Origin of the sequence: Anaeromyxobacter oryzisoli (genome assembly GCF_022690765.1) — a bacterium.
Classification (GTDB): domain Bacteria; phylum Myxococcota; class Myxococcia; order Myxococcales; family Anaeromyxobacteraceae; genus Anaeromyxobacter; species Anaeromyxobacter oryzisoli.
Genome location: NZ_JALCZA010000003.1, coordinates 144292 through 156500 on the forward strand (window position 1 = coordinate 144292; position 12209 = coordinate 156500).

The 12209-nt window shown below is 70.1% G+C and carries 8 protein-coding genes; 6 read left to right on the plus strand and 2 right to left on the minus strand.

Annotation, left to right across the window (positions count from 1 at the left end; translation table 11 throughout):
* The first annotated feature begins 13 nt into the window (after positions 1 to 13).
* Positions 14 to 997 carry a riboflavin biosynthesis protein RibF gene (gene ribF, locus MNZ27_RS01970; RefSeq protein WP_242392338.1) on the plus strand — a complete coding sequence of 328 codons (984 nt, stop codon included), beginning with the start codon at positions 14 to 16 and terminating at the stop codon, positions 995 to 997.
* Between the two features lie 24 nt (positions 998 to 1021).
* Here the strand turns inward: ribF and MNZ27_RS01975 are convergent, their stop codons facing one another.
* Positions 1022 to 2896, minus strand: a complete 1875-nt coding sequence (locus MNZ27_RS01975; protein WP_242392339.1) for a hypothetical protein — start codon at positions 2894 to 2896, stop codon at positions 1022 to 1024.
* A gap of 4 nt (positions 2897 to 2900) precedes the next feature.
* Positions 2901 to 4319, minus strand: a complete 1419-nt coding sequence (locus tag MNZ27_RS01980) for an NAD(P)/FAD-dependent oxidoreductase (protein WP_242392340.1) — start codon at positions 4317 to 4319, stop codon at positions 2901 to 2903.
* A 375-nt stretch (positions 4320 to 4694) separates the two neighbouring features.
* Here MNZ27_RS01980 and pilB point away from each other — a divergent pair, with 375 nt between their 5' ends.
* The 5 genes from pilB (at position 4695) to MNZ27_RS02005 (ending at position 12062) form a co-directional block, all read left to right on the plus strand.
* Positions 4695 to 6401, plus strand: a complete 1707-nt coding sequence (pilB, locus tag MNZ27_RS01985; protein WP_242392341.1) for a type IV-A pilus assembly ATPase PilB — start codon at positions 4695 to 4697, stop codon at positions 6399 to 6401.
* A gap of 83 nt (positions 6402 to 6484) precedes the next feature.
* Positions 6485 to 7576 (plus strand): type IV pilus twitching motility protein PilT, encoded by a 1092-nt coding sequence (locus tag MNZ27_RS01990; protein ID WP_242392342.1) that lies wholly within the window; start codon positions 6485 to 6487, stop codon positions 7574 to 7576.
* A 149-nt stretch (positions 7577 to 7725) separates the two neighbouring features.
* Positions 7726 to 8979, plus strand: coding sequence for a type II secretion system F family protein (locus MNZ27_RS01995; protein ID WP_242392343.1), 1254 nt, complete (start codon positions 7726 to 7728; stop codon positions 8977 to 8979).
* Positions 8980 to 8987: 8 nt separating this feature from the next.
* On the plus strand, positions 8988 to 10673 hold the full coding sequence (locus tag MNZ27_RS02000) for a two-component system sensor histidine kinase NtrB (protein ID WP_242392344.1): 1686 nt from the start codon (positions 8988 to 8990) through the stop codon (positions 10671 to 10673).
* 9 nt (positions 10674 to 10682) lie between these two features.
* Complete coding sequence (locus MNZ27_RS02005) at positions 10683 to 12062, plus strand: sigma-54-dependent transcriptional regulator (protein WP_242392345.1); 1380 nt, start codon at positions 10683 to 10685, stop codon at positions 12060 to 12062.
* Positions 12063 to 12209: the final 147 nt, after the last annotated feature.

A 12209-nucleotide genomic window follows, 5' to 3' on the forward strand; every position in this document is an offset into this window, starting at 1 on the left:
CTATGTACGCGCGATGCAGGTCCTCCGGTCCCTCGACGAGGCTCACGCCGCCGGGGCGCTCCGCGGGGGCGCGGTCGCCATCGGCAACTTCGACGGCGTGCACCTCGGCCACCAGCGGCTCCTCGAGGCGGCCCGCGCCTGGGCGGCCTCCCGCGGGACCCGCGCCGGCGTCCTCACGTTCGAGCCGCACCCAGTCCGCGTCCTCCGCCCGCAGCTCGCGCCGCCGCTCGTGACGCCGCTCCCGCGGAAGCTCGAGCTCCTCGCCGGGGCCGGGATGGACGTCGCGGTGGTGCAGCCGTTCGATCTCGCCTACGCCGGCACCTCGGCGGCGGAGTTCGCCGCGCGGGACCTCGCCGCGCGCCTCGGCGTGCGCGACGTGATCGTCGGCCACGACTTCACGGCCGGCCGCGATCGCACCCGGGTGGACGGCCTCCGTCCGCTCCTCGACCGCCACGGGATCTCGCTGCACGTGGTCGAGCCCGTGACCTCGGACGGCCTCGTCGTCTCGTCCACCAAGATCCGCGAGTTCCTCCTCGAGGGGAACGTGGAGGCGGCGGCGATCCTGCTCACGCGCCCGTACGACCTCGACGGCGTGATCGCGCGCGGGGCCGGGCGCGGGCGCGGCTTCGGGTTCCCCACCGCGAACGTCGAGACGCGCGCCCTGCTCCCCGCGAACGGCGTGTACGTGGTGCGGGCGATCGTCGGCGGCCGGCCCGGCCCCACCGGGCCCGAGGGCGGCTCGGTCCACGGCGGGGTGTGCAACGTCGGGGCGAAGCCCACCGTGGAGGCGGCCGCCCGCGTCGTGCCGGAGGCGCACCTGCTCGACTACGACGGCCGCGATCTCTACGGCGAGCCGATCCGCCTGGCGTTCCTCGCGCGGCTGCGCGACGAGCACCGGTTCCCGTCCGTCGCGGCGCTCCGGGCGCAGATCGCGCGGGACGTGGAGGCGGCGCGGCGGATTCTCACGGGCAGCGGTGCGACGCCGGTGAGCCCGTAGATGGTGTCGGGCACCGCGCCCGGATCATCGCGACAGGAGCGGCACCCAGCGGAAGGCGGAGCGCCATCCTCCCTCGATCCAGCGCGGGAATCGCCCGTCAGCGGACTCAGGGTGCGGATACCGGAGCAGGGTCGAATCCTCGAGGAAGCCCTCGTGCAGCCGCTTCATCTTCGTGCAGCTCGTGAGGACGTACCTGGCCTGAGCGTAGTCGTAGTACTCGTAGTAGCACTGTCGATGCGACATGGACTCCCTGAGGGCGTCGCTCGCCTTCTCCCGACCCGCCGGATAGATGACGATCGGCTCGTAGGGCCCGCGGAGGCGCTCAGGCGGTCCAAACACCCATCCGACTGGAAGACGTCCGGCGAAGTGAGGCTCCAGGAACACGAGGGCCGGGATCTGTGCCTCGGCCTTCGCGACGCGGACGGGCTCCGAGATGAACTCCGCGAGGCGGCGCAGCCGCGCCGCGTGCTCGACGAGGAAGCTGCCCGTGCCGAGCGCCGCACACGAGACCGCGACACCGGCGGCGAGGTACCGATAACGGCCGCTGCCGAGGTGCTCGAGGACGGCAGCGGTCGAGAGCGCGATGAACGGCAGGACCGCGTGGTGATAGATGGCGCCGGTCTCGCTTGTTCCCACGGAGTAGTACGCGAACTGGAACGCGAACGTCGCGACCGCGATCCACGCCCACGGCGCAACCGCCGCGCGCGCCGGCCGCCCGAAGGCAAACCACGCCACGGGTCCGGCGAGCGAGAGCGGCCATCCGAGGCCCCATCCGTTCAGCCGGATGAGCACGGAGCCGACGTTCAGCACGGCCTTGACGGGGTGGAAGTAGTAGCCGGTCTCTCGAAGGCTCCACCACCCGAACCCGTATCTCTCGACGCTGAACGCATCCCACGGTAGCCGCAGTGCGTGCGCGGTCAGCGCCGCGTCGTAGAGCAGCACCATGAGCAGCCACGGGACGCCTGCCATGATCGTCGCGAGCACGAAGCGCCGATCGCGCCACAACGCAGGGAGGATGATGGCCAGCCCGCAGGGGACCGCCATCTGCGGCCGGCACGTGAAGGCGGCGCCTAGCGCGCTGCCCGCGATGAACCCGGAGAAGTCGCCGCCGCGCCCGGCGGCCCACACCGCGACAGCGATGGCCGCGAGAGCCGGCGCCTGACTGGTCGGCGTCGCCGACGTGAACACGAACTGCGGACTGACGGCGAGGAGGGCGACACCAATAGTCGCCGTGAGCGTCGCGCCTGCCGCGTGCGCGGCCTTGAACATGAAGTACAGCGTGGCGAATACGAGCAGCACGTGCGGGAGTAGCGGAACCTCGAGGCGGAGTCCGAGGCTCAGCACGAACGGCGTACCGAACAGGTACTTTCCGGTGGTGCCGGAGCCCGTGAACACGGTGAAGTTCTCGCTCCAGCGGTTCCCTATCGGGACCGGCGGGTCGAACAACCGGCCCTCGGCGAGTGCGCTCGCCTGCATGAGGTACGTCGGCTCGTCGTCCTGCACCGGCGTTCCGCGGAAGACCCAGGCTGCGGCCGTCGCCACCAGCAAGCAGCTGGTCAGCGCGATCGGTCGCCAGGAGAAGGACGGCCGGGTTTTGCGCCCCGCGAGCAGCGGCGCGATCCCGACGCCGACCAGGATGCACCCCGGTGCAAGAAGGACCAGACGCGCGAGGTGGCTCGAGAGCTGTTCCGGGGTGAAGCCGTTCATCGGCGCGAACGGGAGCGGCTCGAGGGTAGCGTCGTAGCTCGGGAACGAGTAGTAGACGAACTCGTGGAGCCCGCGAGGGATCGAGGCGAGCGCCGCGAAGGCGAGGGCGGTGAGCCCCAACCCGAGCCCGAGCGCTGCGAACGCGTGCCTTCGGCACAAGCCGGCGGGCAGCGGGACGGTCGGCGCGTTCATCGCACTAAGCCGCGCTCTCGCGCCCGGTGCGGATCTCGTGATAGTCGGTGTCCGTGTTCACGGCCCAGAGATCGTGATCGGCGCCCTCGATGTTCTCGACAGCCAGCAGCGCCGTGAGGATCGAGTGGTCGGCGTTGTTGTACTTGAACATGCCGTACCGGCCTATGGCCTGGAGGTTCTCCAGGCTCCGGACGAACTCGACGACCTGGTCGAGGTGATGACGGTAGCCGATACGGTACACCGGGTACGCGAGTGGGGCGCGAACCACCGTCCCGTCGGTCACCCGGGCGCGCCCGAGTAACCCGGTCCGCCGGAGCTCCTCGGTTCCGAACGCGACCAGCTGCGCGTCCGAGGCGGTCCAGAGTGCGTCGCCATCGGAAACGAAGTACTCGAGCCCGAGCGCGCTCGTACGGGCGTCCGGGACCATCTCGGGGGACCAGTTGCCGAAGTTCTGGATGCGGCCGACTTGGAGGTCGGGCGAGTGCACGTAGATCCATGTGTCCGGGAAGAGGTCGGGCGCGTCCACGATGAGGTCGATCGTGAGGAGGTGGCGGTACGTCAGGGCGCGTGCGGCGGCGAGCACGCTCGGTGGAGGAGCGGGCCGGAGCCGCTCGATGAGCATCGTGAGCGGGATGGAGGAGAGGAACTCCTCGCCGTCCAGTCGCACCAGCCCCTCGGGCGTCTCGACGTCGACCGCGACGACGCGAGTGCCGTTCCGGTGGATGGCGACCGCGCGGTGCCGCATGCGGATCTCCGCGCCCATGCCTGCGGCGAGGATGGCCATCCGCTCGTACATCATCCCAGGGCCGAGTCGCGGGTAACGGAAATGCTCGATGAGGCTCGCGACATCCTGACCGCGAGAGCCGAGGAATGCATTCCGGATGGCCACGCCGAGCGAGAGGTTCTTGATCCTTTGGCTCGCCCACTCCGCGCCGATCTCGGAGCAGGGGATTCCCCAGACCTTCTCGGTGTAGGCCTTGAAGAAGATCTCGAAGAGACGGCGCCCGAACCGCGAGCTCACCCATTCCTCGAAGTTGTCGTCCGCGTCGCCCATTGCGCGCGCGCGGCCGTAGCTCGCCACGCACCGCGCTGCCTCGAGGAGGCCGAGGTTTCGGAGGGCGTTCGTGACCCGCAGCGGATATTCGAACAAGCGATTTCGATAGTAGATGCGGCTCAGCCGAGGCCGCACGAGGAACTCGTCCCCGAGCACCTCGTGCCAGAGCTGCTGCACCTCATCGAATTTCGTGAAGAAGCGGTGGCCACCGATGTCGAACCGGTAGCCTCTGTATTCCACGGTCCGGCTGATGCCGCCCAGCGCGTCGGTCGCCTCGGCCACGACGACGTTGCGACGATGCTTCGAGAGCGCGTAGGCTGCGGCCAGGCCGGCCGGTCCCGCGCCCAAGATCACGGTGCGTGCAGTCATTCCCATTGTTGGATACCGCGTTGCTGAATCGGGGTCCAACGTGAACCGCTTGTCCCATGTTGAACCGACATCTTGGTCGCGCAGGTGTGCCTACCGTCGTCGGTTCAGGCGCCGGAAACCGGCCGCGGTACAACGACGTGGTGTTCTCCGCCTGGTGCGACGATCCTCTCCTGCGATGGAGAGCGCATTCTCTGCCGTGGCCACGCCTGCGTGATCGGAGCGAATGTAGGGCGAGGTCGCCATTTCCGTTAGCGAAATCACGGGCTTCCGACCGGTCGCTTCCTTGACCCCCCGACGAGCCGGCTGCTAAGGTCGAGGGCCTCTGCGGGGCTCCCCCGCATCCGTCTTCGCACCCGCTCCCCGAGGAAGGCACACATGTCCGGACGGCTCGGCGAACTCCTGGTCCGGGAGAACCTCATCTCCCTTCAGCAGCTCCAGAAGGCCCAGGACGAGCAGCGCAAGACCGGCGGCCGCATCGGATCGCTCCTCGTGAAGCAGGGCGCCCTCGACGAGGGCGACCTCACCAACTTCCTCTCCAAGCAGTACGGCGTCCCGGCGATCTCGCTGAAGGACTTCGAGATCGACCCCGAGGTGCTGAAGCTCATCCCGAAGGCGACCGCGGAGAAGCACCAGGTCATCCCGGTGAACCGCGCCGGCTCGTCGCTCATCGTCGCGATGAGCGATCCGTCGAACATCTTCGCCATCGACGACGTGAAGTTCCTCACCGGCTACAACGTCGAGGTGGTCGTCGCGTCCGAGCAGGCGATCCGCGAGGCGATCGACAGCTACTACGCGGAGAAGGGGCCCGATCTCGACGAGGTGATGCAGGGCTTCGACGACTCCGAGGTCGCCATCGTCGAGTCGGACGACGACGGCGCGAACGCGGTGGACCTCGAGAAGAGCGCGGAGGAGGCGCCGGTCGTCAAGCTGGTGAACCTCATCCTCCTCGACGCGATCAAGAAGGGCGCCTCGGACATCCACGTCGAGCCCTACGAGAAGGACTTCCGCGTCCGGTTCCGCATCGACGGCGTGCTGTACGAGGTGATGAAGCCGCCGATGAAGCTGCGGAACGCGATCATCTCGCGCATCAAGATCATGGCCGAGCTCGACATCTCCGAGCGCCGGCTCCCGCAGGACGGCCGCATCAAGCTGAAGCTCGGCAAGGGCAAGGAGATGGACTTCCGCGTCTCCATCTGCCCGACGCTCTTCGGCGAGAAGGTGGTGATGCGGCTCCTCGACAAGTCGAACCTCCAGCTCGACATGACGAAGCTGGGCTTCGACGAGGGGCAGCTCAAGGACTTCATGGAGGCGATCGACCGGCCCTACGGCATGGTCCTCGTCACCGGCCCGACCGGCTCGGGCAAGACCACCACCCTCTACTCGGCGCTCTCCAAGCTGAACGAGGTGAGCTGGAACATCTCCACCGCCGAGGACCCGGTGGAGTTCAACTTCTTCGGCATCAACCAGGTCCAGATGCACGAGGACATCGGCCTCAACTTCGCGGCCGCGCTCCGGAGCTTCCTCCGCCAGGACCCGGACATCATCATGGTCGGCGAGATCCGCGACTTCGAGACCGCCGAGATCGGCGTGAAGGCCGCCCTCACCGGGCACCTCGTGCTCTCGACCCTCCACACCAACGACGCGCCGGGCACGGTCTCGCGCCTCCTGAACATGGGCATCGAGCCCTTCCTCGTCACCGCGTCGCTGAACGCCATCGTGGCCCAGCGCCTCTGCCGCCGCCTCTGCCCCGAGTGCAGGAAGCCGGCGCAGGTCGAGGACCAGGCGCTGCTCGACGCCGGCTTCCCCGCCGAGGAGATCGGTACGTTCCAGGTGTTCGAGCCGGGCGGCTGCAAGGCCTGCAACGACCGAGGCTACAAGGGGCGCGTCGCGGTGTACGAGGTGATGCCGCTCTGGGACCCGCTGAAGGAGCTCGTCATCCAGGGCAGCTCGGCGGCGGAGCTCAAGGCCGAGGCGATCCGGCTCGGGTTCCAGACGCTGCGCATGAGCGCGCTCAAGAAGGTGAAGGCGGGCGTCACCACGCTCGCGGAGGCCGTGGGCAACACCGCGCCGGATCGGTTCTAGGGAGGCCTGCTTCAGGCCTCGGCTTCAGGAGAGCGCCGCGTCGGCGCGTGCGTTCCCGGCGCGATGAGAATGGAGACCCGAAGGTGAACCTGCACCAGCTCCTCAAGGCGATGGTCGAGAAGGGGGCGTCCGACCTCCACATCACGACCGGCTCGCCGCCGCAGCTCCGGATCGACGGCAAGCTCGTCCCCCTGAAGACGCCGCCGCTCTCGCCCGTGGAGACGAAGCAGCTCTGCTACTCGATCCTCACGGACGCGCAGAAGCACCGGTTCGAGGAGGAGAACGAGCTCGACCTCTCCTTCGGCGTGAAGGCGCTCTCGCGCTTCCGCGCCAACGTCTTCCTGCAGCGCGGGGCGGTCGCCGGCGCGTTCCGGACCATCCCCTTCAAGATCCTCACCTTCGCCGAGCTGGGGCTCCCGCCCATCGTCTCCGAGCTCGCGAAGAAGCCGCGCGGGCTCATCCTGGTGACCGGCCCGACCGGCTCCGGCAAGTCCACGACGCTCGCGTCGATCATCGACAAGATCAACACCGACCGTCACGAGCACATCATCACGGTCGAGGATCCGATCGAGTACCTGCACCCGCACAAGAACTGCGTGGTGAACCAGCGCGAGGTCGGCGCGGACACGGCCTCGTTCAAGAAGGCGCTCAAGTACATCCTCCGGCAGGACCCGGACGTCGTGCTCATCGGCGAGATGCGCGACCTCGAGACCATCGAGGCGGCCCTCGTCGTGTCCGAGACCGGCCACCTCGCCTTCGGGACCCTCCACACCAACTCGGCGGTCCAGACCATCAACCGCGTGCTGGACGTCTTCCCGCCGTACCAGCAGCCGCAGGTCCGCGCGCAGCTCTCGTTCGTGCTCGAGGGGGTGCTCACCCAGAACCTCCTCCCCAGGGCGGGCGGGCCGGGGCGCGTCCTCATCATCGAGGTGATGGTCCCGAACCCCGCGATCCGGAACCTCATCCGCGAGGACAAGGTCCACCAGATCTACTCGCAGATGCAGGTCGGGCAGGCGAAGTTCGGGATGCAGACCTTCAACCAGAGCCTGGCGGCGGCGTACGCGAAGCGGCTCATCACGCTCGAGGACGCCATGGGGCGCTCCTCCGACGCCGACGAGCTCAAGAACCTGATCGCCAGCGGGGGAGGGATGCGGCCGCCGCCGATGGCTCGGTAGCCACGGTAGCCACGGTAGCCACGGTAGCCACGGTAGCCACGGTAGCCACGGTAGCCGCGGTAGCCACGGTAGCCGCGGTAGGCGGCGGATTCGACCCATCGGAAACGTTGCGCTAGGATCGACGCGGCGTCTCCATCGCGAGGAACGGAATGGCCCAGGCCGCAGCCGCGAACGTGAAGACCAGGCCGGTCGCCGCGCCCAAGGCGGCGGTCTGGAAGTGGTCCGGCAAGACGAAGCAGGGCGAGCTCCGCTCCGGCGAGATGGAGGCCCAGGACTCGGGCGCGGTCGAGGCCCGGCTCCGGCAGATGGGCATCGAGCCGACGAAGGTGAAGAAGAAGCCGAAGGAGCTCCACCTGTCCTTCGGCAACGGCGTGACGACGAAGGACATCCTCGTCTTCACCCGCCAGTTCTCCGTGATGATCGACGCGGGCCTCCCGCTGGTGCAGGCCCTCGACATCATCGGCGGGCAGGTGGACAACCCCGCGTTCGGGAAGGTGCTCCTGGACGTGAAGTCGAAGGTCGAGTCGGGCTCCACCTTCGCCGACGCGCTCGCCAACCACCCCAAGGTCTTCGACGAGCTCTTCGTCCAGCTCGTCCGCGCCGGCGAGATCGGCGGCATCCTCGACACCATCCTCCAGCGCCTCGGCGCGTACATCGAGAAGAACGACAAGCTCCAGCGCCGCGTGAAGGGCGCCATGGTCTACCCGGCCGTCGTCCTCACCGTCGCCATCGGCGTGGTCGGCGTCCTGATCGCCTTCGTCGTCCCCACGTTCGAGAAGATGTTCAAGGACATGGGGGGCGCGCTCCCGGGGCCGACGCAGTTCCTCGTGGACCTCTCCAGGAACTTCCGCGGGAGCTGGTACCTCTACCTCGGCGTTCCCATCGCGCTCTTCGTCGCGTTCAAGATGGCGATCCGGAAGGGGCGCGGGCAGGAGATCTGGCACGACACCGTGCTCAAGACGCCGCTGTTCGGCCCGCTCGTCCGCAAGGTCGCGGTGGCCCGGTTCACGCGCACGCTCGGGACGATGATCTCCTCGGGCGTCCCCATCCTCGACGCCCTCGAGATCGTGGCGAAGACCGCCGGGAATCGCACCATCGAGAAGGCGATCTACTACGTGCGCGCCAAGATCTCCGAGGGGAAGAACATGGCCGCGCCCCTCGGTGAGACGGAGGTCTTCCCGCCGATGGTGGTGCAGATGATCGGCGTGGGCGAGGCGACCGGCGCGATGGACGCCATGCTCAACAAGATCGCCGACTTCTACGACGACGAGGTGGACGTGCAGGTCGCCGCGCTCACGAGCATGCTCGAGCCGCTCATGATGGTGTTCCTGGGCGGCGTCGTCGGCTACTTCATGATCGCCATGTACCTGCCGATCTTCACCATGGCGAGCGCGGTGAAGTAGGCGCGCGGGTGCCGGCGTCCGAGCGCAGGATGGACGGCGGCGTCACGGCGGCGGAGTCCGCTACCCGGGGCGGCGACCCGTCCGCGAGGCTCCGCCGGGACGGCCTCCACCGGAAGCTCGTCTGGCTCACCTTCTTCCGCATCGTCACCGTGACCGTGCTGCTCGGGGGCACCGCCACGGTGACCTGGGCGGCCGATCCCGGGCTTCGCCGGGCCGCGGCGCCCCTCTACGCGCTGGTCGGCCTCACCTACCTCGCCTCGCTGGGCTTCGCGCTGCTCCTGCGCACCGGTCGCGGCGACGGCTTCGTCGCCGTCGGGCAGATCCTCACCGACGCGGGGGTCGCGGCGGCGGTGGTCGCGCTCACCGGCCGCGCGGACAGCGTGTTCGTGTTCATGTTCTCCATCGCGATCGTGAACGCGAGCATCCTGCTCTTCCGCCGCGGCGCGCTGCTCGGGCTCGCCCTCTCCGCGGCCGGCTACCTCGTCGTCGCCCTCGAGCCCGCGACGGCGCCCCGCGCCGGCATCCTCGTCGCGCACCTCGGCGCGTTCGCCGCGACCGCCGCGCTCGCCGGCTACCTCGCCGAGCAGCTCCGTCGCACCGGGGCGCGGCTCGAGGAGCGCGAGGGCGATCTCGCCGCGATCACCGCCCTGCACGAGGCGGTCGTTCACTCCGTCTCGAGCGGCATCGTGACGCTCGACATCGGGGGTCGGATCACGTTCCTGAACCGGGCCGCCGAGGAGATCACCGGCCTCCGGCTCCGCGACGTCGCCGGTCTCCCGGTCGCCTCGATCCTCCCGCCGTTCGCGGCGGCCGACGGCCGGGAGCAGCCCCGCGCGTCGATCGGTCCGGCGCGCGAGGAGACCCGCTTCACGAACGCGCGGGGCGACGTGCTCCGGGTCGGCTTCACCGCCTTCCCGCTCGCGGGTGGAGGCGGCGAGCGGCTCGGGTCCGCCGTGATCTTCCAGGACCTCACCCGGCTGCGCGAGATGGAGGACGCGGTCCGCCGGAACGAGCGGCTCGCCGACGTCGGCCGGCTCGCCGCCGGCCTCGCGCACGAGATCCGCAACCCGCTCGCCTCGATGTCGGGCTGCGTCGAGCTCCTCCGGAGCGGCGACGCGCTCCGGCCCGACGAGCGGCGGCTCATGGACATCGTGCTGCGCGAGGCGAGCCGCCTCGAGGCGCTCGTCGAGCGCTTCCTCGCGTACTCGCGGCCGCCCGAGCCGCGCCGCGTACCGACCGATCTCGCGGCGGTGCTGCGCGAGGTGTGCGAGGTCTTCGCGCGGGACCCGGGCGCGGCGAACGTCCGCGTCGAGCGCGCCCTGGCGCACGCGCCGGCGGCGTGCGACCCGGACCAGCTCCGGCAGGTCGCCTGGAACCTGCTCCTCAACGCCGCCCAGGCGCTCGGGGCGGCGGGGCGGTCGGGCGTGGTCCGGGTCGCGTCGGGGCTGGCGGGCGAGCGCGCCTGGTTCTCGGTGGAGGACGACGGCCCGGGGGTCGCGCCGGGCGATCGCGAGAAGCTGTTCACCCCCTTCTTCACCACGAAGCCGAACGGGACCGGGCTCGGGCTCGCGACGGTGCATCGCATCGTGGAGGCGCACGGCGGGAGGATCGCGGTCGAGTCCGAGCCGGGGCGCGGCGCCCGGTTCGTGGTCGAGGTCCCGCTCGCGCCGCCGCCGGCGGCGCAGGCGCGCTAGAGGAGACCGATGGCCTCGATCCTCATCGTGGACGACGAGCTCTCGCTCCGGGAGTTCCTGGAGATCCTGCTGCGGAAGCAAGGGCACGACGTCGCGACGGCGGCGGACGTGCCGGCGGCGCTGCGCCGGATCTCCGAGGGCGACCTCGACCTCGTGATCACCGATCTCAAGCTCGGCGAGGGCTCCGGGCTCACCGTCCTCGAGGAGGTGCGCGACCGGTCCCCGGGGACCGAGGTCGTCGTGATGACCGCCTTCGCGACGACGGAGACGGCGATCCGGGCGCTCCAGCTCGGCGCCTACGACTACGTCCTCAAGCCGTTCAAGGTGGACGAGCTCCGCCTCACGCTGGAGAAGGCGCTGGAGCGGCGGAGCCTCGTGCAGGAGAACCGCGTCCTCCGCCACCGCGTCGGCGCGACGGCGAGCGGCGTGCCGACGCTCATCGGCGCCGGGCCGGCGATGGCGGAGGTCCGCGCCCTCGTGGAGAAGGTCGCGCCCGCGTCGAGCACGGTGCTCGTGACGGGCGAGAGCGGGAGCGGCAAGGAGGTCGTGGCCCGGTCGATCCACGCGCGCGGGCCCCGGCGCGATCGGCCGTTCGTCGCCATCAACTGCGGCGCCATCCCGGAGGGGCTGATCGAGAGCGAGCTCTTCGGGCACGAGCGCGGCAGCTTCACGGGCGCCGCCGACCGGCGCACCGGCCTCTTCGAGGTCGCCGGCTCGGGCACGCTCTTCCTCGACGAGGTCGGCGAGCTGCCACCCGCCGTCCAGGTGAAGCTCCTGCGCGCCGTCCAGGAGCGCCGGATCCGCCGGGTGGGGGGGACGGTCGACCTGCCGTTCGCCGCGCGCATCGTGGCGGCGACGAACCGCGATCTCCAGCGCGACGTGGCGGAGGGGCGGTTCCGGGAGGATCTCTTCTACCGCCTCAACGTCATCCAGATCCGCGTGCCGCCGCTCCGGGAGCACCGGGAGGACATCCCGGCGCTCCTCGATCACTTCCTCGCGCGCTTCGCGGTCGAGGCGGGGCGCGGCGCCGTCCGCCTGGCGCCCGACGCTCGGCAGCGGCTCTGCGAGTACGACTACCCCGGGAACGTCCGGGAGCTGGCGAACGTGCTGGAGCGCGCGGTGACGCTCGCCGACGGCGCCGAGATCCGCGCCGCGGACCTCCCGCCGGCGGTCGCCCGGCTCGCCGCCGCCGCGGAGCCGGCGACCCCCGCCGTCCTGCCCGCGGGCGGGATCGACCTGCAGGCGCACCTCGACGCGATCGAGCGGCGGCTGCTCGATCAGGCGCTGGAGCGGAGCGGCGGGGTCAAGACCGCCGCCGCCCAGCTCCTCCGGATCACCTTCCGCTCGCTCCGCTACCGGCTCGCCAAGTTCGGGATCGGGGATCGCTGAGAGCTTTTCGAAGAATTCGGCGAGCTCTCGGGGCGCCACCCGCTTGCGTTGAGCGTCGCGAGGCACACGATGCCGTCGCCGAGCGGGGCACACGACGACCGAGCAGCGCAGGCGTGCCTGTTGGCACGTCGAGCAGCGCAGGGAGGA